The sequence below is a fragment of the Komagataeibacter sucrofermentans DSM 15973 genome, from assembly GCF_040581405.1.
GTDB lineage: Bacteria > Pseudomonadota > Alphaproteobacteria > Acetobacterales > Acetobacteraceae > Komagataeibacter > Komagataeibacter sucrofermentans.
Window position 1 is genome coordinate 2,160,661 of sequence record NZ_CP137157.1, and the last position, 24,887, is coordinate 2,185,547.

Genomic DNA, 24,887 nt, shown 5'->3' on the forward strand with positions numbered 1-24,887 from the left:
CGCCACGCGACGGCGGCGGCGGCGGCAAGCGCCTTCAGCATCCTGTCTGCCCCAGCGGCGCGAAGGCCTTGTCCATGAGCGTGCGGATCATGTTCAGGTCATCCGCCCCCGCGCACAGAAAACACGGGTGCAGCGGCGCGCCTTCTTCCGTCAGCGGCCAGGGCGTCAGGCCCAGTTCGTTATAGACCGCAAGCAGGCTTGTGCCGACATGCCAGAAGGCTGGCTGGCAACCCTCCTGCACCGCAAGGTCGCGCAGCCACCATATGGCCGATGTGCAGTCATCCGCATGGCCCGCCGGGTCGCCCAGCCCGACCAGATACGGCCCCACCCGCACGAAGGGCAGCAGCGCCTGCCGCCGCGCCCCCGGTATCATGCCCGAAGGCGCGGGCGTGACCTGCCCTACGCCATCAAGCGCATGGTCAAGCGCGCGGTAACGGGCCTGACCCTGCTTGTTCCACGGCAGTACATGAATGCGCCCCGGCCGCACCAGCCGCACGATCATGACCAGCCCCAGCATGACCGCGAGCCCCAGCGTCCATTGCGCAATGCCCGGACGGGTGGCGAAGAGCATGATCTCCCACCAGCTTCCCCCTGCCGAATCATGCGGGCCCGCCAGCACCAGCACCACGACCGAACTGATCAGCAGCACGAGGGAGAGGATGGTCTGCGAGGAAAGCGGCTCGCTCATGATCCGCGCATGGCGGTAATAGGAGCCACGGAAAGGGGCGATCAGCAGGCACACCAGCATGAGCAGGCCCGGCACCGCCATGGGCGAGTCGCGCAGCAGCGTCAGCGCACAGGCCACCGCCAGCAGCCCGATCGTCGCCTTCCACGCCAGCGTCACGCGCTGCGAAAGCCCGATGTGTTGATTTTCACTGAGAACTGACCCGGGTAGGGCGGAAATTTTCATCGAGATTTGACCCATGCCTTCACACTCCCCGGCAGCATCTGCTGGGGGTTTGAGGAGTGATTGACATGGAGCTTCTGAGTGTGATCCGTCGGTGGCACTGCCGGGATCATCTTCCGATCCGCGAGATCGAACGCCGGACGGGACTGTCACGCAATACGATCCGGAAATATCTCCGGGCACAGAGTATTGAACCACGGTTTCAGGTTCCCGAACGTCCCAGCCGACTGGACCCGTTTGCTGACAGGCTGAGGGGATGGCTGGTCCTGGAAGCCGCTCGCCCCCGCAAGAACCGGCGCACGGCGCGACGACTGCATGAAGACCTTGTGGCGCTGGGTTATGATGGGTCCTACGGACGGGTGGCCGCTTTCATCCGGCAGTGGAAACACGAACAGCGCCAGGCACGCCAGACAACGGGTCGGGGTGTTTTCGTGCCCCTGTGCTTCCAGCCCGGGGAAGCCTTCCAGTTCGACTGGGGCGAGGACTGGGCGGTGATTGCCGGGCATCGCGTCAAGCTGCAGGTTGCCCACACCAAACTGTCCTTCAGCCGGGCCTTCATACTCAGGGCCTATCCCCTGCAGACCCACGAGATGCTTTTCGATGCGCTTACCGAGGCCTTCCGCGTGCTCGGTGGCGTGCCGCGGCGGGGTATTTTTGACAACATGAAGACCGCCGTGGACCGGATTGGGTCGGGCAAGGCACGTCAGGTCAATCTGCGCTTCATGGCCCTGGCCAGCCATTATCTGTTCGAGGCGACCTTCTGCAATCCGGCAGCCGGATGGGAGAAAGGGCAGATCGAGAAGACCGTGCAGGATGCCCGGCGCCAGATCTGGCAGGATCTGCCTGCCTTTCCTGATCTGGGGGCGCTGAACGCCTGGCTGGAAGCCCGCTGCCTGGACTGTTGGGAACGGCTGCAGCATGCTGAATTGCCGCACAGCGTCTCCGAGGTCCATGCCAGCGAACGTCCCCACCTCATGATCCCGGGGCGGCCCTTTGACGGGTTTGTCGAACAGACCAAGCGCGTCTCACCAACCTGCCTGATCCAGTTCGAAGGCAATCGCTACAGCGTGCCGGCCTCCTTTGCCAATCGTCCGGTCAGCCTGCGGGTTTATCCCGACAGGCTACGCATTATCGCCGAAGGGCAGGTTCTGTGCGTGCATGACCGGATCATCACGCGTTCGCATGGTGTGCCAGGCCGCACGGTGTATGACTGGCGGCATTATCTGGCGGTCATCCAGCGCAAACCGGGCGCCCTGCGCAATGGCGCGCCGTTTACCGAATTGCCAGCCGCCTTCCGGACCCTGCAGGATCAACTGCTCAGGCGGCCTGGAGGCGACCGGGAAATGGCTGAAATCCTGGCCCTTGTGCTGCAGCATGATGAGCAGGCTGTCCTCTGCGCGGTTGAACTGGCACTTGAAGACGGCGTGGCGACCAAGACCCATGTTCTCAATACGCTTCATCGCCTGATCGATGCCAAGAGAACCGTGGTTCCCCGGCTTGATGCCCCACAGGCCCTGGTGCTCGCACACGAACCGTGCGCCGATACAGGGCGGTATGACATCCTGCGAAGGGACAGCCGCCATGCGTCATGATCCTGCTGCTGCTTCACTTGTCGTCATGCTCCGTGGATTGCGGATGTATGGCATGGCCCAGGCCACGGCCGACCTCATCGAGCAGGGCGCGCCCGCCTTCGAGGCGGCCATCCCCATCCTCTCGCAGCTCCTGAAGGCGGAACTGGCCGAACGCGAAGTCCGCTCCATCGCCTACCAGACAAAGACCGCCCGGTTCCCCGCCTACAAGGACCTGTCCGGGTTCTCCTTTGCCGATACGCAGGTCAACGAGCCCATGATCCGCCAGCTCCATGGCGGGGACTTCATCGAGCGTGCTGAAAATGTCGTGCTGATCGGTGGCCCGGGAACCGGGAAAACCCACCTGGCGACCGCGCTGGCCATCCAGGCGATCACCCATCACCGCAAGAAGGCGCGCTTCTGGTCAACGGTCGACCTGGTCAATGCGCTCGAACAGGAAAAGATCGCCAACCGGGCCGGGCAGATTGCCGACAGGCTGCTCCGCCTGGATCTCGTGATCCTTGATGAACTCGGTTATCTCCCCTTCAGTGCATCAGGGGGCGCCCTGCTGTTCCATCTGCTCAGCCGCCTCTACGAGCGCACCAGTGTCATCATCACAACCAATCTCAGCTTCAGTGAATGGGGTGATGTCTTTGGTGACCCGAAGATGACGACGGCGCTCCTCGATCGGCTGACCCATCACTGTCATATCCTCGAGACAGGAAATGACAGCTACAGGTTCCGCGCCAGCACCGCCGCGTCAAAAAACAAAAAGGACAGATCCTCTTCTTGACCGCCCGCCTCACTATGCCTGAAATAGCATCTGGCTGGGTCAATTCCTGATGAAAAACCCGGGTCAGTTCTCAGTGAAAATCAACACCCGATGCCCAGCCCGATCAGCACCACGCCAATCAGCGAGAGCAGATAATCCCCCACCATGGCGAAAAGCGGTTGCAGGCGGCCTGCGTTCAGCCAGTTTTCGGGGTCGAGCAGGGTCAGCGCCAGCAGCAGCCCACCGCATAGCGAGACCGCGCCGGTCGCCACCGCCACCGAAAAATCGGCCTCGCTTTCACGGATCACCTGGCTCGGCCTGCCGGGTCGCGGGCCACGCAGGGGGCTGCCCGCGCTCGCCTTGCGCGCAAGGGCGGCATCACCGCGCAGGAACAGTTCATGCGCCGCGAACATGATGCCCGCCACGAACAGCGGCACGATGTAGTAAAACAGGCGAAAGATCAGGATGGCGGTCACAATGCGCGTGGCGGGCACGTAAGCGCCGAGCGCCAGCATCATCGTGCCGTCAAACACGCCCAGGCCCCCCGGCACGCTGGCCACCAGCCCCGCGGTGTAGGAGGCGATGTAGATGGCAAGGAACGTGCCATAATCCAGCCCCGGCGCGGCGGGCAGGAAGGTGTAGGCAATGGCTGCCGTCGCCGCGACCTCGAGTGCCGCGACGAGGGTCTGCATCACCGCCATGCCGGCGGATGGAAAAGTGACCTGCCAGCGCCAGATCCTGATTTCGTTCACGTAGCGACCGGCAACGACATAGCCAGCCACGCCCGCCCACAACACGCAGCCCACCAGCCGCATCATGGGCGTGGGCAGCGCATGCCCGATAAAGGGTACCGTACCCGGCTCCAGTACCAGCACGCTGCCGATCAGCACCGCCGCCCCAAGCAGGTAGGTGGCCGAGCAGAACGCAATGATCTGCGCGACCTCAAAGGGTTTCAGCCCCCAGTTGCCATATAGCCTGAAGCGCACCGCCGCACCCGAAATGGCGGAAAACCCAAGGTTATGCGACAGCACATAGGAACAGAACGCCGCAAACGCCGTGCGCCGGAAGGCAAGCTGGCAGCCTACCTGCCGCACGGCAAGCCAGTCATAGAAAGACAGCACCAGATAGGACAGCAGCGTAAACCCTGCCCCCGCCCACAGCGTAGTGGCGGGAATGGTGAGCAGCGCGTGGCTGATGTCCTGCCAGTGCAGGGTACGCACCTCGCGCTGCACAACAATCACCGCCCCCACCAGCAGCAGCAGCCCCAGCACATGCGGCAGGTGGCGCAGCAGCGCATTGCGGCGGCGCACGGGAGTCAGGCCTGCCCCGGTGCGCCCATCATCATCGGGATGGGCAGGCGTTGCGTCTTGGGTCGGACGTTCAGCCATGGGCAGGCCCTTAGGCCGCTGTTCCCTCGGCGCGGGTCAGGGCGGCCTCGATCAGGGCCACGGTTTCCGCCACGCCATAGAGGGCAACAAAGATGCCAAAGCGCGGACCTTCCTTCTGGCCCAGCAGCACTTCATACAGGCAACCGAACCACGCGCGCAGCGGCTCGAAGCCGTGGGTCTTGCCAATCTCGAACACAAGGTTCTGGCAGGCATCGGGGCTGACATCGCCGCCTTCCATGCCGCGCAGGGCCTGGGCCAGGTCGGCCAGCGCCTTGCGTTCATGTGCGTCGGGTGTGCGGTACTGCTTGGTGGGGCGCACGAAATCGGCGTAGTAGACGATCGCGTATTCCACCAGCCGCGCCAGCATGGGGCAACTTTCCGGCGTGGCATCGGCGTCGTAGCGCTGGATGAACTTCCACAACACATCCGGCGTCTCGGCATTGGCGACCGAGGCAAGGTTGAGCAGCATGCCGAACGTGACCAGGCTGCCCGCATCGTGCGGGATCGCACCCTTGTGGATGAACCAGGCCGGGTTGGTCAGCAGCGCGGGATCGGCGGACTCCATGGCGCGGGCCTTGCCCACATGGGCCAGATATTCATCCGTCGCCTTGGGGATGACATCAAAGAACAGCCGCTTGGCGCGCTGCGGCGCGTTGAACATGTACTGGCCCAGACTTTCGGGCGGGGCGTAGCGCAGCCATTCCTCGACCGAGATGCCATTGCCCTTGGATTTGGAAATCTTCTGCCCGTTCTGGTCAAGGAACAGTTCATAGGTCAGGCCCGCGGGCGGCTGGCCGCCAAGGATGCGGCAGATCTTGCCCGACAGGCGCACGCTGTCGATCAGGTCCTTGCCCGACATTTCATAATCAACGCCCAGCGCATACCAGCGCATGGCCCAGTCGGCCTTCCACTGCATCTTGGCATGGCCGCCGGTGACCGGCGTTTCGAAGGTTTCGCCCGCTTCATCGGTCCAGCGCACGGTGCCCGCGACAGGGTCGATGGCGTCCATCTTCACCTGCATCACCTGCCCCGTGCGCGGGTGGATGGGCAGCACGGGGGAATAGGTGGCGCGGCGTTCCTCGCCCAGCGTGGGGGCGATAACGGCCACGATCTTGTCATGCACTTCGAGCACGCGCCTGAGCGCCGCGTCAAAACGCCCGCCTTCATAATACTGCGTGGAAGAGGCGAATTCGTAATCAAACCCGAAGCCATCAAGGAAGGAACGCAGGCGGGCATTGTTGTGGGCGGCAAAGGATTCATGCGTGCCGAACGGATCTGGCACGCGCGAGAGCGGCTTGCCGATATACTGGCACAGCATTTCCTGATTGGGCACGTTCTCAGGCACCTTGCGCAAGGCGTCCATATCATCGGAGAAGGCCAGCAGCCGCGTGGGCAGGCCGGTCAGCTTCGTAAACGCCTGCCGCACCCATGAGGTGCGCGCCACCTCGCCAAACGTGCCGATATGCGGCAGGCCGGACGGGCCATAGCCGGTTTCCAGCAGCACGGGTCTGTTGGCCGTAACGGCACGCGCGCCAACATGCGCGGACAGTTTGGCGGCCTCCTCGAACGGCCAGGACTTGGGAAGGGGCGAGATAAGGGCAGGATGCTGTTCTGACATGGACCGGCAAGCTATGGACAGGAAGGGCACGGGTCAATCCATCCTATTCCACACCATAGGGTACAGCAATAAGAATGGCATGACACACGGCGGGCGACATCTGCCCGCTTGTACCCTATATCATTGACGACCATGCCAGACACCCCGCCCCTGCCGGACAGCGCCCCGGCGATCCTTCCCCGGCACGGCGCCTGGTCGGTGCTCACGCCGGATGGGGAAATCCTGTCCATGCAGGCCCCCGACATTCGCCGTGAACTGCCGCAGTGGCCCGCGCCCATGGTCATCCATGCGCCCGCCATCGCGCGCAGGCTCGACCTACCGCCCCCGCCGCGCCCCTGCCCGTGGCTGGACCTGCTGGAACTGTTCGCCTTCACCCTGCCCGCCCACGCAGCGCCCCCCACCGCGCGCGGGCTGGGCATGGCGCTTGAGCTTGAGGCGGACAGGCTCGAAGCCCCCGAGGCCGACCTGCTGCCCGACCTGGCCTTCGAGATGCTTGGCCGCCTCGCCCGTCTGCGCAACACGCCCGAAGGCGGCATCCGGGCGGCACTCGCGTGGCGCATGCGCAAGGCCGGGTGGGCATGGGGGCCATCGGTCTGCGCCGCACTCGGCCTGAAGGATGGCGGCCCGCTGCCCGCGGGCATGATCCAGCCCGACGAGGCGCTCAAGGTCTGGACCCGCCTGCCCAAATGGGAAGAAACCGCCCCGCGCCCTGCTCCTGCCGCGCACCCGGTTAGCGGGGAGGAGGCTCAGGCGCACCTGCGCGAGATTATTGGCGAAGGGGCCGAACACCGCCCGGCACAGGAGGCATTCAGCCACGTCGCCGCCCGCGCCTTCACCCCCCGCGCCACGCAGGGCGACCCGCACATGGTGCTGGCGGAAGCAGGCACCGGCACCGGCAAGACGCTGGGCTACGTGGCACCTGCCAATATATGGGCGCGCCGCAACGGGGGGGCGGTGTGGATCAGCACCTATACCCGCCACCTGCAACGCCAGATCGAATCCGAACTGGCCCGCCTCTACCCCGACCCGGCGGTGCGCCGCAGCCATGTGGTGGTGCGCAAGGGGCGCGAGAACTACCTGTGCCTGCTCAACATGGAGGAGAGCGTGAACATCGCGCTTTCACGCGGGCAGGCGGGCGATGGCACCCTTATCGGGTTGGCGCTGGTGGCCTTGTGGGCGGCCCATACGCTTGATGGCGACCTGTTTGGCGGCGACCTGCCCGGCTGGTTTGCCGATCTATTCGGGCGCGGACTGCTGAGCGGCATTGCCGACCGGCGGGGCGAGTGCATCCATGGCGCCTGCCCGCATTACCAGCAATGCATGGTGGAGCACTCCATCCGTCGCGCACGCACGGCGGACCTCGTGATCGCCAACCACGCGCTCGTCATGTCGCAGGCGGCGTGGCACGCACTTGATGGCACTGGCGCCAGCAACGAGGACAACACCCCCACCCGCTACATCATGGATGAGGGCCACCATATTGCCGATGCGGCGGACAGCGCCTTCGCCCTTGAACTCTCAGGGCTCGAAGCCGCCGAACTGCGGCGCTGGCTGCTCGGCGCCGAAGGTGCGCGTTCACGCGCGCGCGGCCTGCGGCGCAGGCTTGAAGACCTGCTGGCCAACATCCCCCGCATCGAAACCCCGCTTGACACCGCGCTGATGGCTGCACGCGCCCTGCCGGCGCCGGGCTGGTCGGCCCGCCTGGCCGCCCTTGACCTGGTGCACCGGGCCGCGCGCGTGCCCGCCGGGGGCGAGGAGCCGGTGCTGTCCAACCCCTCCGAGGTGCTGCTGCATGAACTGCGCCAGCAGGTGCTCGCCCGCACGCAGGGCAGCCCCGAAGGCGGCCCGCGCCGCAGTGACAGCGAATGCGACCTCTACCCCATGCCCGAATCGCTGCATGAGGCGGCGCAGGCGCTGGAACGGGCGTTAAGGCGGCTGGCCGAGCCGCTGCGCACGCTGGTCGCCCGCCTTGATGAAGCGCTGGAAACCGAGGCCGACTGGCTCGACACCCCCATGCGCGAGCGCATTGCCGCCGCCATCCGCTCCATCCGCCGCCGGGCGCTGGCGCGTGTGGATGGCTGGTGCGCCATGCTGGGCAGCATGCAGGCCAACGAACCGCCCACGGGTGGCGAAACCCCGCAATATATCGATTACATCCGCATGGACCGGCGCGAGGGCCAGAACCCCGGCGAGCGCGACGTGGGGCTGTACCGCCACTGGCTGGACCCGACCATTCCGTTCGCCAGCGTGCTGGCAGCCCCGGCACATGGCGTGCTGGTCACCTCCGCCACGCTGCGCGACGAAAGCGGCGAGGACAACACCAATGACAGCGCCGAGCGCGCATGGGATGCCGCCGAGGCCCGCTCAGGCGCGATCCACCTGCCTTCGCCCGCCATACGGGCATCGTTCCCAAGCCCGTTCGATTACGCAAGGCAGAGCCGGGCCTTCATCATTACCGATGTGGCGCATGATGACCCGGCGGCGCTGGCCGGGGCCTACCGCACGCTTTTCATGGCATCGGGCGGGGGGGCGCTGGGGCTGTTTACCGCCATATCGCGCCTGCGCGAGGTGTACCGCCGCATCGTAACCCCGCTGGAGGAAGCGGGCCTGCCGCTGTTTGCCCAGCATGTGGACCCGATGGATAACGCAACGCTGGTCGATATCATGCGCAGCGAGCGCAATGCGTGCCTGCTGGGCACGGATGCAATGCGTGATGGGGTGGATGTGCCGGGCGAGGCCCTGCGTCTTGTCGCCTTCGAGCGCGTGCCGTGGCCGCGACCCGATATCCTGCACCGTGAGCGGCGCATTCACCTGTCGGGCGGCGCACCGGGGCGCTTTGATGACAGGATTGCCCGCCTGCGCCTGCGCCAGGCCTTTGGCCGCCTGATCCGCAGCAGGCAGGACAGGGGGGTATTCGTCCTTCTGGACCGGCGCACCCCGTCGCGCCTGCTTTCCGCCTTCCCCGAAGGGGTGGCAGTGCGCCGCCTTGGCCTGAGTGCGGCGGCGCGGGAGATCACGGCCTTCCTGCAGGCGCAGGACACATCCGCGGACCAGCTTTCCTGATCGTGTCTCCCTGCCCTTCCCCGCGCGGTGCGGGGCAGATGCCTCAGAGCGCCTTGAGGTTGGTCGCGGCAGCCTTGCCACGCTCCATGGCGATGTCGTAGCTGACCGCCTGGTCCTCGTTCAGGCCACGCAGGCCAGCAGCCTGCACCGCCGTGATGTGCACAAACACGTCCTTGCCGCCATCATCAGGCATGATGAAGCCAAAACCCTTGGTTGCGTTGAACCATTTTACTTTTCCGGTAGCCATAGCCAGTCTCTTCTCCAGCGCCATCCTTGCCGGTCCTAATACCGGCAATCCGGGCGCGTGTGCCTTTACCGCCATGAAAAAACGGGGCATCCGGAAAACACCCTGCCACTTCCACGCCGTTCGTGCACCCATAGGGGCAGCATGAAATGGGCACCCGTGTCAAATGATCCCGACATGATGAAACGCCCGGACCATAAAAAAAGGGGGAAAGGCCAATGGCCCTTCCCCCTTTTTTATTCTGGCATCCGGCCCCGTGCTGCAGCTTGGGGCCGGGGTGCGCAGGGCTGGCCGGATCAGAAATCCATGCCGCCCATGCCACCCATGCCGCCCATGCCACCTTCCGGTGCAGCGGGCTTCTTCTCGGGGCGCTCGGCAACCATCGCCTCGGTGGTGATGAGCAGGCCCGCGACCGATGCCGCATCCTGCAGCGCCGTGCGCACGACCTTCATCGGGTCGATGATGCCAGCTTCCACCAGGTCCTTGTAGTCGCCGATCTGGGCATCGAAACCGAAGGTGTAGGTGTCGTTTTCCAGAACCTTGCCAGCGATGACCGCACCATCTTCACCCGCGTTGTGGGCGATCTGGCGCAGCGGAGCCTGCAGGGCCTTACGGATGATGTCCGCGCCGACGCGCTGGTCGTCGTTATGGAAGTGCAGGCCACCAAGCTTGGTGGATGCGCGTGCCAGCGCCGTGCCACCACCGGGAACGATGCCTTCTTCAACAGCCGCACGGGTTGCGTGCAGGGCGTCGTCCACGCGGTCCTTGCGCTCCTTCACCTCGATCTCGGTGGAACCACCCACGCGGATCACGGCAACACCGCCAGCCAGCTTGGCCAGACGTTCCTGCAGCTTCTCGCGGTCGTAGTCGGAGGTGGTTTCCTCGATCTGCGCGCGGATCTGGCTGCAACGGCCCTTGATGGCCTCGCCTGCGCCCGCACCTTCGACAATGGTGGTGTTTTCCTTGTCGATGTGCACCTTCTTGGCGGTGCCCAGCATGTCCAGCGTCACGCTCTCGAGCTTGATGCCGAGGTCTTCGCTGATGACCTGACCACCGGTCAGGATCGCGATGTCTTCCAGCATGGCCTTGCGGCGGTCACCAAAGCCCGGCGCCTTGACGGCGGCGATCTTCAGGCCACCACGCAGCTTATTGACCACCAGGGTCGCCAGCGCTTCGCCATCGACATCTTCAGCGATGATCAGCAGCGGACGGCCGGACTGCACGACGGCTTCAAGCAGCGGCAGGATGGGCTGGAGCGAGGAGAGCTTCTTCTCGTGGATCAGGATGTAGGGGCTGTCCAGATCGACGGTCATCTTCTCCGCGTTCGTCACGAAATACGGGGAGATGTAGCCACGATCGAACTGCATGCCCTCGACCACGTCGAGTTCGGTGTGCAGGCCCTTGGCCTCTTCCACCGTGATCACGCCCTCGGAGCCGACCTTCTGCATCGCCTTGGAGATCATCTCGCCGATTTCATGCTCGCCATTGGCGGAAATCGTGCCGACCTGCGCGGTCTCGGCAGGCGTGGTGATCTTCTTGGCGTTCTTCTTCAGCTCTTCAACGACAACGCCAACCGCCTTGTCGATGCCGCGCTTGAGGTCCATCGGGTTCATGCCGGCGGCAACAGCCTTGGCGCCTTCACGCACGATGGCCTGTGCCAGCACGGTTGCCGTGGTGGTGCCGTCGCCCGCGATGTCGTTGGTCTTGGAGGCGACCTCACGAACCATCTGCGCGCCCATGTTCTCGAACTTGTCAGCCAGTTCGATTTCCTTGGCGACGGAGACACCGTCCTTCGTGATGCGCGGTGCGCCGAAGCTCTTGTCGAGCACGACGTTACGGCCCTTGGGGCCCAGCGTCACTTTTACTGCATCGGCCAGAATGTCCACGCCACGCAGCATGCGCTGGCGGGCTTCACCGCCGAACTTTACGTCCTTGGCTGCCATTGTTCTCTTCTCCGTATGGAAAGGTTTTTTAAAAGGTTACCCGGTGTGGAAAGCGCGGGTGGGTCAGGCGACCACGCCCATGATGTCGCTTTCCTTCATGATCAGCAGTTCTTCACCGTTGATCGTCACTTCCGTGCCCGACCACTTGCCGAACAGGACGCGGTCACCCGCCTTCACGTCGAGGGCCACAATCTGGCCCTGCTCGTTACGGGCACCTGCGCCCACCGAGATCACCTCGCCTTCCATCGGCTTTTCCTTGGCGGTCTCAGGGATGATGATACCACCTGCTGTCTTTTCCTCGCTCTTAAGGCGACGGACGACCACACGGTCATGCAGGGGACGAAATTTCGTCATGGATCGCTCCAAATCTTCTAAAGGTAACGCCCTTGAATCAAGCAACGCCACCGGTTGGCGCGCGCGCCAGGCCGCATCGCGTTAGCACTCCCCTCGTGAGAGTGCTAAACACCAGATAGGTAGCCCCCCCACAGGTGTCAAGAATGGCACGGAGCGAGACGGCGCAGAATTCGCGCGCAAAAGACCCACCAGGGAGAAATTGATATTTTCCATATAAATATCAATGGTTTAATGAATTACCTTATCCCCCATCAAAAGCGGCGGAACAGCCCTCCCCACAATGCATGACACGCGGCCATGCCGATTCCATGATGCCGCCCGGCAGCGCGGGCCTTCATGAGAAAGAATTCTCATAAAGTCGTCCTTCACGCGGGTTTCATATTGACGTCAGGGCAGGCGGCATCATTCTTTGCCAGACAATGAAGGAAATAATGGAGTGAAAACCATGGGCGCAGTCGTAACCGTTACAGCGGCGGACGGGCATGAATTTTCCGCCTATCGGGCCGGTCGGCCCGATGCGGCGCGCGCCGTGGTGGTGGTGCAGGAAATATTTGGCGTTACCCCCTATATCCGCGCGGTGTGCGACGCCTTTGCCGCCCAGGGCTATCAGGCCATTGCCCCCGCCCTGTTTGACCGCGCGCGGCGCGATGCCATCCTGCCCTATGACAATGCGGGCGTACACGAAGGGCTGAAACTGCGTGCCGAAACAGGGCAGGAGAACGCGCTGCGCGACCTCGTGGCCGCAGCCGATGTGCTGACAACCGAGAAGAAGGGCATCGTGGGGTTCTGCTGGGGCGGCAAGCTGGCATGGGAGGCCGCATGCCACACCAAGGCCTTCGCGGCGGCGGTGGCATGGTATGGCGGCGGCATTGCCGAGACCCGCAGCCAAGTGCCCAACTGCCCCGTGCAGCTGCATTTTGGCGCGGAAGACGCCCATATTCCGGCAGACGACGTGGACGCCATCCGGGCTGCACATGAGGAGATCGAGATCTTTACCTATGAGGGTGCCGATCACGGCTTTGGCTGCACGGATCGCCCGTCTTACAACGAGGCCGCCGCCACCCTGGCCATGCAGCGCACGCTGAGCTTTTTCGAGCACTGGCTATAAAAAAAATGCCGCCTTTTTAAAAAAAGGCGGCACCTAAAAACGTCTGTTTTTAAACGTTTTTTTAGCTGCGGTTCAGTACGCGGCCTGCAACGGCCTCAAGCTTGGCAAGCAGGGCCGGGTCGCGCTTTTCAGGTGCGGTGATGATGGCGTGCTCGAGTGCGCGGTCGCAACCTGCGTAACAGGGGCCACGCTTCGCGCCGAGCTTGGGAATGACCGAACGCACGAGCGCGCGCGCGCGGCTGGCGTTCTGCTGCATCACCTTGACCACTGCATCGACCGTGACGCTGTCATGGTCGTCGTGCCAGCAGTCATAATCGGTGACCATGGCGACGGTGGCGTAGCAGATCTCGGCCTCACGGGCGAGCTTGGCCTCGGGCATGTTGGTCATGCCCACCACCGAGCAACCCCATGAGCGGTAGAGGTTGCTCTCGGCGCGGGTGGAGAACTGCGGGCCTTCCATGACCAGGTAGGTGCCGCCACGGGTCACATCCAGCCCGAGTTCGCGGCACTGGCCTTCAAGCACATCGCCAATGCGCGGACACAGCGGGTCGGCCATGCCGACATGGGCCACGCAGCCGGTATCGAAAAAGCTCTTCTCGCGCGCGAACGAGCGGTCGATGAACTGATCGATGACCACGAAATGGCCCGGCGGCAGTTCTTCCTTGAGCGAGCCGACCGCCGAGAGCGAGACGATATCGGTCACGCCCGAACGCTTGAGCGCATCGATATTGGCGCGGTAGTTCAGGCGCGAGGGCGGCAGCGGGTGGCCCCGGCCATGACGCGGCAGGAACACGCAGCGCACGCCATCAAGCCTGCCAAACAGAAGCTGGTCGGACGGCTTGCCCCACGGGGTCTCGACCGTGCGCCATTCCTTGTCCTCAAGGCCTTCGATATCATACAGGCCGGACCCGCCGATCAGGCCGATAACCGGCTCGATCTGCTCGCCGGTGGCAGCGTTAGTGGACATTGGACCACGTTCTCCGTTTCAGACAGATGGAAAGTACAAGCAGGATCAGCAGGAACACGCTCGCCCCCACCCCTGCGCGATGGCGCGCCGTCAGGTGCGGGCTGGCCACCCAGGCCAGATAGGTCGTGACATCACGCGCCTGCTGCTCGACCGTGGCGGGCGTGCCATCGGGGTATGTAATGCCGCCTTCATACAAAGGCGGCGGCATGGCGATCTGCCCATTGGCGGCATACGGGTTGTAGAACGTGCCCGGCGGCACCACCGTGCCTGCGGGCGGGGTCTGTCCATAGCCGGTCAGGAAGGCATAGATGCGGTCCACCCCGCCGGGATGCACCACGGCAAGCCGCGACTGGTCGGGCGGCACCACGCCATGATTGGCCGCGGCGGCCGCATGCGCATCGGGATAGGGGGAGAGCAGGTGGTCATCCATGTTGGCGGGGCGGCTGACCGGGTGGCCGCCCGCATCCACGCCTGCGGGAATGCGGTGGCTGGCCGCCAGCGCGTTGACATCCGCCTCCTTCAGCCCCAGCCCGGCCAGATCGCCATAGGTCACGGACTTCATGCCGTGGCAGGCGGAACAGACCTGGGCATACACCGTGTAGCCACGCTGCACGGCCGCCATGTCAAAATGCCCCAGCGGGCCCTGAAAGCTCCAGTGCTGGGGCGGCGGCTCGCGGTAGTCGTGCGCCATGGCCCCTTTGCCCACAGGCAGGGCCGCCAGCAACCCGCCAAGCAGCAGGCCATGCCGTAACATGATGCGCCAGGGTTGCGCCCCGCGCTGCCGATGACCCGGTTCATGCATGTCTGCTACGTTCCCGCCACAATTTCCATATCCCGCCGCGTTCCTGCGCTGGGCTGGCCTCCTTCCTAGCGGCAGCGCGACCGGTCTTGCAATCACCCGTCTTGCAATAAGTGGAACAAACGGGCACCCGTAATATCCATCGCGAACGACCAGAACGGGCTAGATGAGACGAACATGACAATTTCCCGCACCCCCGTCGCCCACGACGCACTGAAGGACACGGCCCGGACCTGGTTTGAAACCCTGCGCGACCGGATCTGCACGGCCTTTGAACAGATCGAGGATGAGGCCGTGACCGCTGGCACGCCCACCCTGCCCGGCAAGGAAGCGGCGGGCCGCTTCGAGCGCAAGCCGTGGTCGCGCACCAATGAGGATGGCACCCCCGGCGGCGGCGGCGTGATCAGCCTCATGCGCGGGCGCGTGTTTGAAAAGGTGGGGGTCAATGTCTCCACCGTGAGCGGGGTGTTCAGCCCCGGCTTCCGCGACTCGATTCCCGGCGCGTCGGAAGACCCGCGCTTTTTTGCCACCGGCATCAGCCTCGTCGCCCACATGTGCAGCCCGCTCGTGCCCGCGGCCCATTTCAACACCCGCATGATCATCACCACGCAGGGCTGGTTTGGCGGAGGCGGCGACATTACCCCCATGTTCCCCGAAAGCGCCGAGGCCATCAGCGATGGCGAACGTTTTCATGACGGATTCCGCAAGGCGTGCGAAAAGCATGACCCGGAGTATTATCCCCGCTTCAAGGAGTGGTGCGACAAATACTTCTACCTGCCCCACCGCGATGAAGCGCGCGGCCTGGGCGGCATTTTCTATGACCGGCTCAATACCGGCAACCTCGATGCCGATTTCGCGTTCACCCGCGATGTGGGGCTTGGCTTTCTGGAAACCTATCCCGACATCGTGCGCAGCCGCATGATGGAGCCGTGGACGCAAGAGCAGCGCAAGGCGCAGCTTGTCCGGCGCGGGCGGTATGTCGAGTTCAACCTGCTGCATGATCGTGGCACGATTTTTGGCCTCAAAACCGGCGGAAACACCGAAGCCATCCTCATGAGCCTTCCCCCGGAAGTCCACTGGCCATAAGAATAGCGCCATGTCCGTTCCACGCTCCCTGCCCCGCCCTGACCAGCCCCCCTGCCTTCATGCAGCATGGCCCGACAGCACGCAGGCGGCGCACAGGCCCCACCGGCGACGCCAGCCATGATCAACCGCCGGGCTTTCATGGCCCTTGTGGCCGCAGGTTCCGCCCTGCCGTGGGGCGTACGGGCCTCGGAACTCCCGCGTGAGCGCCTGCCCCAGTCGCCCACAGGCACGCCGGGGCTGCTCGTGGCGGGCAGCCACAGCGCCATGGCGGAACGGTGGAGCCCCATCCTGCCCACGGCGCTGGGCCAGGCGCTGGGCCTGCCCAACCCGCTGAGCGTGCGCGATACCGTGGGGCAGGACGGGGTGACGGGGGCCAACCTGTTCGATTCCCAGTTCGCATCCGATGGCATGATGGCGCTGGCCGCACCCGGACAGGCGCTGGTCTCCTCGCTGTGCGGCGACCCGCGCATTCATTTCGATTACAGCCGCTGGCTGCCGCTGCTGCTCAGCCTGACGGTGCCGATCGTGATCGGGCGCACACAGTTGCACCGCAGCCTTGGCAGCTTCATGCGCGACCGACCCGTGCGCATTGCCGTCTCGACGCTGACCGGCATCGAACTGCCCACCGTGCTGGCCATGACGCTGTTCGGGCTGCGGCCCATACCGGTTACGGGCCTTGCCACGCCGCAGGCCGCCGCCGCCGCCCTGCGCGACAATCAGGTCGATGTCATCCAGATTACCGACCCGCTGGGCACGCCCGAAACGGCGGCGCTGACCAGCACGCTGGCGCAGGCGGGCTGCCCTGCCCTGTTTGCCCTGACCGACCGGCCCGGCCCCTTCGCCCTGCCCGGCCAGACGATCATGAACATGGAAGACCGCCTGCGTCAGGATGCACGCTCGGCGCTGAACAGCCTGCTCCATGCCGCACTCAGGCCGCTGGCGGGCGCTGCGGGCGTGGATCTGGCGCTGGTGCGGCCCATGCTCACCTCATCGGCCACGCTGGCGCGGTGGCGGGCGGCCACCACGCAGGCGCTGCGTGACGGCGCCCTGCAGGCCATGACGCATGATGCGGGCCGCACGCTGCTCACCGGCACGGACGCGACCGAGGCGCTGCGTCAGATCTCGGGCGATACCTCAAGCATCATGACCCTGCGCCGCTGGCTGGCCGCCAACCTGCCCACCTGGCGGCTGGGCTGAGCGGCGCTAGCGGTAAACGCCGCGCCCCGGCCTGCGCAGCAGCACGCGCACGGCACCCTGATTGGCCGCATGCGGGTGCACCACGGCCAGGATCAGGCGGCCAAGATCGCCGCGCCCCAGCCACAATGGCAGCTCGCGCCGCAGGATGCCGCCATTATGGCCGCTGCCCAGCCCGGTAATGATCTCGACACAGCGCACGTTGTCGGCATGGGCCTGAATGAGAAAGCCGTGCAGGCGGTGGAACGCCGTCTGCGCCACCTGCCCGTGCAGGTCGAGCCTGCGCTCGGGGCGCAGCTTGCCGCTCACCAGCCCGCGCCAGCTCGTATCATCGAGCCCCGGCCTGCGCACCCCGATCTCGAATGCGCCGCCCTTGCCCTTCTGCACCGTCAGGCTGTGCCCGGCGGTCTGGTGCACCGCGTGCACGCCGCCCTGCGCAAGGCGCTGCATGATGGCGGCCCGGCTCATGCCCGGCCGGTCAGCCTCGGGCGGCACGGCAGGCGGCGAAGCGGGTGGTGGCGTCTGGCCCGTGTGGCGTGGCGCGGTCCGTAGCGGCGCGATACCCTGCGCGAAGGCCGCCCACAGGGCCTGTTCCTCCTCGTTCAGTCTGCGCTGCCTCACGGTATGATTCCTTTCTGCGGGCCGGTGGCCTGCGCGCATAGAATCATACCGCGCCCGCAAGGTCCATGTTTTCAGGCATGGCCCCTGCGCAAAAGCCCCGAAAAGCCAGCCGGGAAAACCGCCGGAAGCGCTTGATGAAGCTTTTTTCAAAACGATTCAAAAGGGCGCCGCCTTTTTTCAAAAAGGCGGCGCCCGGAAACGTTTATCCTCTCAAGGTGTCGTGTTGCGCAGGGTCTCGCCCTGATAGCGCCCCGTCAGCGTGTTGAGGAAGGCCACGATATCCGCCACATCCTGGTTCGACATGTCATGGTCCGGCGTCTGGTAACGCGCCATCTTGCGCACGGCGTCATCAAGTGTCTTGACGCTGCCATCATGGAAGTAGGGCGCGGTCAGCGCGATGTTGCGCAGGTTGGGCACCTTGAAGCGCTCCATGTCGGCCGGGTCGTGGGTGACTTCAAAGCGCCCCTTGTCGGCATCGGTCAGCGTGCCGCCACGGGCCGCGAAATAATCGCCTTCCAGCCCCATCGGCTCAAGCGCCTGCCCACCCATGGACGGGCCGGTATGACACCCCGCGCAGCCCACCTGCTTGAACAGCGCGTAGCCATGCTTTTCCTGCGTGTTGAGCGCCGCGTCATCGCCCTTCAGATACTGGTCAAAGCGGCTGTCAGGCGTAATCAGCGTCTTTTCATATTCGGCAATGGCGTTGGTGATGGTGGTCTCATCAATCGTGTCGCTGCCAAAGGCGGCCTCGAACGCAGGCGCGTAGGTCGGGTCGGCGCGCAGGCGGTCTGCCACGGCGCTCCAGTCATGCGATCCCATCTCGACGGGGTTCATGACCGGCCCTGCCGCCTGCTGCGCCAGCGTGTCGGCGCGCGCGTTCCAGAACTGCCATCTGCTGAAGCCCGCATCAAACACCGTCGGTACGTTGATCGGCCCCTTCTGCCCGTCAATGCCGGTAGCCGTGACCAGCCCGTCCACGCCGCCATGCTGCAGGCTGTGGCACGAGGCGCAGTTCGACTTTTCATCACCCGACAGCCTGCGGTCAAAGAACAGGCGCTGGCCCAGCGTGACCTTGCTGGCATCCACCGTGATCGATTCGGGAATGGGCTGCACGGGTTCGGCGGCAAAGCGGTCGGCCACGCCAGGCGTGGCGTAATGCTGGCGGCGCACCTGCGCAATCCAGTTGAGCATGCTCTCGCGCTGGCTGGCGGAAAGATGGGCATGCCAGTGCATGAGCAGGTACAGCGTGGGGGGCATGCGGTTCTGGTTGATGACTTCCTCGATGCGGGCCAGCTTTTCCTCATCGGGCAGGCTGCCATTGTGCAGCGCGTCGATCACCGGCTCCACGCGGAAGTGGCGCAGCCCCTCGGCGCGGTCACGGCTCATGAGCGGCTGCGCCACGGGAAGGTGGAAGTAAAACGGCAGCTCAACCTTGGCCGCGTGGCAGTAATCACATCGCGCCTCGCGCACCACATCCAGCGCGGCGCGTGACACCGCATCTACCCCCGCACCCGCAGGGGCGGGCGCGGTTGCGTGGTCAAAATGGGTGAGATAGGCGACCGTGCCGCCATACACCACGCCCCCTGCCACCACTGCCGCCGCAACCATCTTCCTCATCGACATGCAAAACCCTTTCGCTTGGCCTGCGGATGTTCTGGTCGATTGGAGGATTATTTGTCAAAATAATCGTTTCGATAAAAACGATCAAGAATTTCGATCATCCATCCCATCCGCGCCAGCATCCGCCGTGGCCATAGCCTGACGTACGCGCTGCCGGGCCACATTGACATAGATGGTATCCAGATCGATTCCGATGCCCCGCCCCCCTTCGCGCACGGCAGCGACGAGCGTGGTGCCCGTGCCCATGAAGGGGTCGAGCACCACGGGCGCGCTCTTGCCATGCAGGCGGATGCACATCTGTGGCAGCCGCACGGGAAACGTGCCGGGATGATGGAATTTCTGCGCCTTGCCCTGCACCGTCTCATACGGGATGAACCACGTATCGCCCCGGCAGCGTCGGTCCTGCCGGTGGCCACGGCGCACGATGTTCGACTTGTCCATGTAGGGCACGCCAATATCGAGCCGGTTCAGCCCCACATCGCCCCCGCGCGTGAGGTGGAACAGGTGCTCATGGTTACGGTTGAGGTAACGGTGGCTGTTGACCGGCTTGAAGTGGCCATGCGTGTCGTTGCCGACCGAGATGGACTTGACCCAGGTAATATGGTTTTGCAGCACGAATACCTCGCGCAGCCGCACCATCAGCTCGAACGGCAGCCAGGGCTGGGCCGATGACCCCGCCACGTTGAGGAAGAACGAGCCATCGGGCCGCATCACGCGCCGCACCTCACGCGCGATCTCGACCATCCAGTCCAGATAGCCGTCCTCTTCCAGCCGGTCGCGGTAGGTGCGGTATTTCAGGCCGATATTATAGGGCGGCGAGGTCACGACCACATCCACGCTATCGGCCTCCATGCGGCGCAGCGCGCGCAGGCAGTCGCCGCGCACCAGCAGATGCGGCCCCTCGGTGTAACGGACAGTCCGCGGCAGGCGCGGTGTGGATGCGGAAACCTGCCCCGCGCGGGGTCGCCCTGTCATGATGCTGCTACGCTCTTAACTCCGCCCGGAGCGGATCTAGTGTTTATGTTTGTGCTTGTGGCTGTGCTTCTTTTCTCGCCCCGGTTCGCTGCGGGGCACCAGCAGGATCATCTGGCCGGGTGAATGCAGGTTTCCCGCCGCCTGCGCCGCCTCCGGCCCCCAGCCCATATACAGATCGGCCCGGTCCGGTCCCTTTATGTCGGTGCCCAGATCCTGCGCGAAGTCGAGCCTGTTCCATGTGGCCAGGTGGCCTGAAACCGGAACCTGCGCCTGCACCCATACCGGGCTTCCCAGCGGAATGTAAGAGCGGTCGACCGCCATGGAGCGCCCCGGCGTAAGCGGCACGCCCAGCGCGCCCGGCGCACCGGCCAGCGGGCTGTCGGAAGGCAGCTGGCGGAAGAAGACGTAATTCGGGTTCTGCTCCATCACCGCCCGCGCCTTGCCCGGATTCGCTTCCAGCCAGCCCCGGATGGAGGCCATGTTAACATCATCGCTGCCAATCAGGCCCTGCGCCACCATGGCCCGGCCCAGCGGCACATAGGGCTGGCCATTGAGGCCATCAAAGCCAAGGCGGACCACCTCGTCATTGGGCAGGCGCACGCGGCCTGAACCCTGAATCTGCAAAAAGAACAGGTCCACCGGGTCGGCCAGCCACAGCAGTTCAAGCTTTTCATGCGCCAGCGCGCCCGCATCGATCTGCGCGCGGGTCCAGTAGGGCACAATCTGCCCGTCATGCATGCGCCCGGTCACGACATTGCCCTGCGCGTCACGCTGGCGCAGCAGGTCGGGGGGGCGGCGATAGACGGGGGTCTGGTAAATGCCGCCACGACGCAGGGAACCGCGAATCTCGGGCTCGTAATAGCCGGTGAACAGCATGCCCCCGGCGCGCTTGCCTGCGGGCAGGCGGGTCGGCACGAACCATTGCTCGAAAAACGCACGCGCCGCGGCCCGGTCGCCGGCTGGCACCGCGCGGGCCGCCGTGCAGGCGGGCTGCCAGTCGCCAACCTGATGACCCGCATGCGCAGAAGAATCACCCCCCAGCCCGCTTTCGGGCGGCAGGCTCTCGATCTTGTGGCATTCCGCCAGAAAAACGGGCAGCGCCTCTTCGTGCGCATCATCCTGCCAGCCGGGCAGCTTGCTGAAGGAGAGCGCGTGGGCATGGTGGGATGGCGCCTTTGCCCCCAGCGTGGGGGACTCCATATGGCACCCGCACAGGGCGGCAACGGCGCACAGCGGCGCAATACGCTTGAACACTTTCATAAAGATGTATTTATCATGACTTTATTGATGAAAGTAAGGCAGTTCATTCTGCCTATGCGCTACGGCTTGCTCCAAGCCGCCAGCCACCACCACTGACGCCAAGCACGCGCTCGAACACCCACAGGTCGGAGAACTCGGTCACGGCATCCACGCCCGCTACGGGCTGCCCGTTGCCATCCATCGTAACGCTGATCTGGTCGGACACGATGCGCACCTCGATATGGGCGACAGGATTGGGGCCTGTCGTCTCGTCAACATCCGCGCCAATGATGGCGATATCGGTAATATCGCGGATTTCGCTGCGCAGGGTCTCGCCCGCCTGCTGGCGAGACTGGATCGCGGCCTCGAACGCGGTGAAGGTGGCCGCCGTGAGCAGCGTGCGCAGCGTGTTCAGGTCGCCTGCCGCGTAGGCGGTCACGATCTGGCGAAAGGCCGCCTCAGCGCCCTTGGCAAACCCGTCTGGCGTGAAATCGGGCTGGAGTGCCCCAATGCGGGCCAGCACGCCGCCCACGCGCGTATCGGGCGTGGGGATGTCGTATGTAACGCTGGGCGGGGGCGGCTCGGGCGCTGTTTCCACCACCGTGGGGGCCACGGGCGGTGCTGCCATGGGACGGGCCGCCGGTTCGGCGCCGACACGGCGGCCAAGGATGCTACGCAGCCGCAGCACTAGAAAAACAGCCACCAGCCCCAGAACAATCAGATCCAGCGGAAAATGACCAAAAGAAAAATTCATGCCGCGCGTCCATCACCGCAGGCGGGCCAGCCTGCCAAAGATTACCCTGCGCCACAACATAGGCAACGCCCGGAGCCAGCACAATGCGCGAGGGGCGTTAAAATTCCGGCAGCTGGTATGGCATCACCTGCATACCCATGCTACGGCCAGAGAATACGGTACCCTTTCTTTTCGCGTATATCTTGTGGGGAATACAGACAAGCATGTCCGACACGACTCAGCCGCCCACCCCAGAAAACGGCCAGAGCGCCCCCCCGGCGCAGCCTCTGGCAATCAACCTGCAATACATCAAGGATCTCTCGTTCGAAGTGCCCGCCGGGGCTGAAATCTTCGCAACGCTGCGCACCAACCCGCAGATTTCGGTCAACATTGACGTGCAGGCCAACCGTCTGGAACCCGACCAGATGGTGTTTGAGGTGATCCTGGCCGTAAAGACCGAGGCCAGCGAACCGCCGCAGCAGGAAGGTGGCCCGCAGGGGCGTCCGGTGTTCATTGCCGAGCTGGCCTATGCCTGCATCGTGACCCTGACCAACCCGCCTGCCGAACTGGTCGAGCCGATCCTGCTCGTTGAAGTGCCGCGCCTGATCTTCCCCTATGTGCGCAACATCCTCAGCGAAGTCACGCGCGATGGCGGCTTCCCGCCCGTGGTGCTGCAGCCGATCGACTTCGTGGCGCTGTGGCAGGCCAAGCGTAACTCGTTTGACCAGACGCCGGGCCACGCCTGATCCTTCTGGCCGTTACGGCTACAGCCAAAAGGCCGGGGGCAGATGCTCCCGGCCTTTTTTCATGCTTCGTGCAATCCCTTTGCACGGGCAGCCATTTTTAAAAAAACCACCATTTGGGGGGCTTGCGGTTCAGCGGGCTTCGCCAAGGCAGGCGAGCATGGCGGCCTGATCCGGCCGCCCCGCCACGCGTATGGCCCGCCAAGCAGGCCCGGTGGCCAGGGCGGCTGCCACGCCATCTGACATGGCCACGGCGACTACCTGCCTCAGCCTCGCAGCCTGCGAGGCACCCAGCACGGCAAGAAAAGCCTGCGCCGTGCGGGTGGAATAGAACAGGATCGCCGCCACCTGCCCTGCCCCGAGCGCTTGTGCCGCCTGCGGGGGCAGACGCCGCGCGGGGCTGACCGCATAGACACAGCGCCGCACCACGCGAAACCCCTCCGCCCGCAGCGCCCGCGCCATGTCATGTCCGTAACCACGCCCCACGGCCAGCAGCAGCAGACCCCGCGCGGGCAGGGCCGCACGCAGCAACGCGCTCAGATCATCCGCCGTGCCAGCCGCCGTGATGACATGCGCAAAGCCGACGGCCCGTGCACGCTCACCCGTAGCGTGGCCCACAACGTAACAGGGCACATCGTGCCACGCAGGGCGATTGACGGCGGCAATGGCCTGCCCGCTGGTCAGCACGATGGCATCGGGCCGGGGCGTGCCCCGGGCCAGGGCAAGGGTTTCGACATGCAGCAGGGGGGCGGCGATGGCCTGCCACCCCAGTCCGCCCACCGCCGCCATGGTGGGGGCGAGGCCCGGCGGGGGGCGGGTAATGATGACCCCGTTGCGCGCAACGGGGTCGGATGGCGGATTAGGCGCTTTCGGCAAAAATATCAGCCGGGCTGTCGGCCCGCAGGCTGCGGCCAAGGTCACGGCCCAGTCGCGCGGCATCAGACGGCGCGCCGCTGATCGAGCGCTTGAGCAGGAAGGAACCGTCCTCGCGCGCCACAAGCCCGGTCAGGTGCAGTTCCGGCGCACCACCGGCCACGACCGGGATCAGCCGCGCGTAACCGCCAATGGGGGTACGGCACGAGCCATCAAGCTCGGCCAGCAGGGCGCGCTCGGCGGTAGCCACGGCGCGGGCCTCGTAATCCTCGATGGCGGAAAGCAGTTCGCGCAGTTCCACGTCGCTTTCGCGCACGGTCACGCCCACAATGCCCTGCCCCGCCGCCGGCACCATGATAGTGGGGTCAAGGATCACGTCGGCGCGGTCTTCCATGCCAAGGCGGCGCAGGCCCGCATAGGCCAGCAGGGTCGCATCGCACTGCCGCGCGGCCAGCTTGTCGAGCCGGGTCTGCACATTGCCACGCAGCAGGCCGAATTTCAGGTCGGGGCGCACATGCAGCATCTGCGCCTGCCGCCGCACCGAGGCACAGCCCACCAAAGCACCCTGCGGCAGCACGGCATACGGGTCGGCCGGGTCAGGCTCGCCACAGCCGGGGCCGAGGATCAGCACATCACGCGCATCCTCGCGCTTGAGCGTGCAGGCCAGCACCAGCCCCGGCGGCAGCGTGGTTTCGAGATCCTTGAGGCTGTGAACGGCAAAATCGATCCGCCCATCAAGCAGCGCTTCATGGATTTCCTTGGCGAACAGGCCCTTGCCGCCAATTTCAGCCAGCTTGCGGTTGAGCACCTGATCGCCCGTGGTGCTGATCTGGTGCTCCTGGAACGCGCCCATGTCGCGCAGCACGGGGCAGAAGCGGGTCAGCACCGTGAGGAAGGCGCGCGTCTGCACCAGCGCCAGCGGGGAGGCCCGCGTTCCGACCTTCAGCGGCAGCTGCCGCCGGTGGGGCTCGGTCTGTGTAGTTTCCTTTCGCTGGCGTGCAGCAGCCTCGGCCGCGACTTTCTGTAGCGCGGACGATGGAAACGGGGCGGATGGCTTTGCGGACTCCATATC

20 protein-coding genes and 2 pseudogenes are annotated in these 24,887 nt (G+C 65.0%); 7 read left to right on the forward strand and 15 right to left on the reverse strand.

All coding sequences use genetic code 11. The features are described 5' to 3' along the window. Positions 1-34 precede the first annotated feature (34 nt). Positions 35-862: pseudogene (locus R5N89_RS10300) on the reverse strand (lysylphosphatidylglycerol synthetase family protein); the annotation flags it as partial. A 113-nt stretch (positions 863-975) separates the two neighbouring features. Between R5N89_RS10300 and istA the strand changes: the two are divergent. Both istA and istB read left to right on the forward strand, forming a co-directional pair. Further along, positions 976-2,499 (forward strand): IS21 family transposase, encoded by a 1,524-nt coding sequence (gene istA / locus R5N89_RS10305; RefSeq protein ID WP_110570287.1) that lies wholly within the window; start codon positions 976-978, stop codon positions 2,497-2,499. Next, positions 2,489-3,268: an IS21-like element helper ATPase IstB gene (istB, locus tag R5N89_RS10310; protein ID WP_087609052.1), complete on the forward strand. Its 780-nt coding sequence runs from the start codon at positions 2,489-2,491 to the stop codon at positions 3,266-3,268. The genes istA and istB overlap by 11 nt, the downstream gene beginning before the upstream one ends. Before the next feature lie 86 nt (positions 3,269-3,354). Here istB and R5N89_RS10315 read toward each other — a convergent pair. Then, a pseudogene (locus R5N89_RS10315) lies at positions 3,355-4,635 on the reverse strand (lysylphosphatidylglycerol synthase domain-containing protein); the annotation flags it as partial. A 10-nt stretch (positions 4,636-4,645) separates the two neighbouring features. Beyond that, a complete protein-coding gene (locus R5N89_RS10320; protein WP_110566560.1) occupies positions 4,646-6,253 on the reverse strand; it encodes a lysine--tRNA ligase in 1,608 nt (535 codons plus the stop codon). 132 nt (positions 6,254-6,385) lie between these two features. Between R5N89_RS10320 and R5N89_RS10325 the strand changes: the two genes are divergently transcribed. Then, positions 6,386-9,316 carry an ATP-dependent DNA helicase gene (locus R5N89_RS10325; RefSeq protein WP_110566562.1) on the forward strand — a complete coding sequence of 977 codons (2,931 nt, stop codon included), beginning with the start codon at positions 6,386-6,388 and terminating at the stop codon, positions 9,314-9,316. A gap of 43 nt (positions 9,317-9,359) precedes the next feature. Here R5N89_RS10325 and R5N89_RS10330 read toward each other — a convergent pair whose 3' ends face one another. From R5N89_RS10330 to groES, 3 genes are all read right to left on the reverse strand, one after another. After that, positions 9,360-9,563 (reverse strand): cold-shock protein, encoded by a 204-nt coding sequence (locus R5N89_RS10330; RefSeq protein ID WP_010507660.1) that lies wholly within the window; start codon positions 9,561-9,563, stop codon positions 9,360-9,362. 293 nt (positions 9,564-9,856) lie between these two features. After that, positions 9,857-11,503, reverse strand: coding sequence for a chaperonin GroEL (gene groL, locus R5N89_RS10335; protein ID WP_078526738.1), 1,647 nt, complete (start codon positions 11,501-11,503; stop codon positions 9,857-9,859). A gap of 63 nt (positions 11,504-11,566) precedes the next feature. Next, positions 11,567-11,857, reverse strand: a complete 291-nt coding sequence (groES, locus tag R5N89_RS10340; RefSeq protein ID WP_078526736.1) for a co-chaperone GroES — start codon at positions 11,855-11,857, stop codon at positions 11,567-11,569. A gap of 445 nt (positions 11,858-12,302) precedes the next feature. On the opposite strand from groES, the gene R5N89_RS10345 reads away from it, so the two are divergent. After that, positions 12,303-12,965 carry a dienelactone hydrolase family protein gene (locus R5N89_RS10345; protein ID WP_110566896.1) on the forward strand — a complete coding sequence of 221 codons (663 nt, stop codon included), beginning with the start codon at positions 12,303-12,305 and terminating at the stop codon, positions 12,963-12,965. Positions 12,966-13,026: 61 nt separating this feature from the next. Here the strand turns inward: R5N89_RS10345 and R5N89_RS10350 are convergent, their stop codons facing one another. Continuing rightward, positions 13,027-13,932: an S-methyl-5'-thioadenosine phosphorylase gene (locus R5N89_RS10350; RefSeq protein ID WP_110566564.1), complete on the reverse strand. Its 906-nt coding sequence runs from the start codon at positions 13,930-13,932 to the stop codon at positions 13,027-13,029. After that, the gene (locus R5N89_RS10355; RefSeq protein ID WP_110566566.1) at positions 13,922-14,734 is read right to left on the reverse strand and encodes a cytochrome c1; all 813 of its coding nucleotides are present in this window, start codon (positions 14,732-14,734) and stop codon (positions 13,922-13,924) included. Before R5N89_RS10355 ends, R5N89_RS10350 begins: the two co-directional genes overlap by 11 nt. Before the next feature lie 174 nt (positions 14,735-14,908). Between R5N89_RS10355 and hemF the strand changes: the two genes are divergently transcribed. Together hemF and R5N89_RS10365 are read left to right on the forward strand one after the other, a co-directional pair. Continuing rightward, positions 14,909-15,817: an oxygen-dependent coproporphyrinogen oxidase gene (gene hemF / locus R5N89_RS10360; protein WP_110566568.1), complete on the forward strand. Its 909-nt coding sequence runs from the start codon at positions 14,909-14,911 to the stop codon at positions 15,815-15,817. Between the two features lie 117 nt (positions 15,818-15,934). Continuing rightward, positions 15,935-17,014: a hypothetical protein gene (locus R5N89_RS10365; RefSeq protein WP_354680715.1), complete on the forward strand. Its 1,080-nt coding sequence runs from the start codon at positions 15,935-15,937 to the stop codon at positions 17,012-17,014. Between the two features lie 6 nt (positions 17,015-17,020). Here R5N89_RS10365 and R5N89_RS10370 read toward each other — a convergent pair whose 3' ends face one another. The 5 genes from R5N89_RS10370 to R5N89_RS10390 all read right to left on the reverse strand — a co-directional run bounded on the left by R5N89_RS10370 (position 17,021) and on the right by R5N89_RS10390 (position 22,220). Continuing rightward, on the reverse strand, positions 17,021-17,632 hold the full coding sequence (locus R5N89_RS10370; RefSeq protein ID WP_110566898.1) for a Smr/MutS family protein: 612 nt from the start codon (positions 17,630-17,632) through the stop codon (positions 17,021-17,023). A gap of 210 nt (positions 17,633-17,842) precedes the next feature. Next, positions 17,843-19,249 carry a cytochrome-c peroxidase gene (locus R5N89_RS10375; protein WP_244192033.1) on the reverse strand — a complete coding sequence of 469 codons (1,407 nt, stop codon included), beginning with the start codon at positions 19,247-19,249 and terminating at the stop codon, positions 17,843-17,845. An 87-nt stretch (positions 19,250-19,336) separates the two neighbouring features. Continuing rightward, on the reverse strand, positions 19,337-20,227 hold the full coding sequence (locus tag R5N89_RS10380; RefSeq protein WP_110566573.1) for a site-specific DNA-methyltransferase: 891 nt from the start codon (positions 20,225-20,227) through the stop codon (positions 19,337-19,339). A gap of 36 nt (positions 20,228-20,263) precedes the next feature. Further along, positions 20,264-21,487 carry a murein transglycosylase A gene (locus R5N89_RS10385; RefSeq protein ID WP_110566575.1) on the reverse strand — a complete coding sequence of 408 codons (1,224 nt, stop codon included), beginning with the start codon at positions 21,485-21,487 and terminating at the stop codon, positions 20,264-20,266. Between the two features lie 52 nt (positions 21,488-21,539). Continuing rightward, the gene (locus R5N89_RS10390; RefSeq protein WP_110566577.1) at positions 21,540-22,220 is read right to left on the reverse strand and encodes a Tim44/TimA family putative adaptor protein; all 681 of its coding nucleotides are present in this window, start codon (positions 22,218-22,220) and stop codon (positions 21,540-21,542) included. Positions 22,221-22,423: 203 nt separating this feature from the next. On the opposite strand from R5N89_RS10390, the gene secB reads away from it, so the two are divergent. Then, positions 22,424-22,945, forward strand: a complete 522-nt coding sequence (gene secB / locus R5N89_RS10395; RefSeq protein WP_110566579.1) for a protein-export chaperone SecB — start codon at positions 22,424-22,426, stop codon at positions 22,943-22,945. Positions 22,946-23,074: 129 nt separating this feature from the next. Here secB and R5N89_RS10400 read toward each other — a convergent pair whose 3' ends face one another. Together R5N89_RS10400 and hemC are read right to left on the reverse strand one after the other, a co-directional pair. Next, complete coding sequence (locus tag R5N89_RS10400) at positions 23,075-23,818, reverse strand: uroporphyrinogen-III synthase (RefSeq protein WP_244192018.1); 744 nt, start codon at positions 23,816-23,818, stop codon at positions 23,075-23,077. Further along, on the reverse strand, positions 23,802-24,884 hold the full coding sequence (gene hemC / locus R5N89_RS10405) for a hydroxymethylbilane synthase (RefSeq protein WP_110566583.1): 1,083 nt from the start codon (positions 24,882-24,884) through the stop codon (positions 23,802-23,804). The genes R5N89_RS10400 and hemC overlap by 17 nt, the downstream gene beginning before the upstream one ends. Positions 24,885-24,887 lie beyond the last annotated feature (3 nt).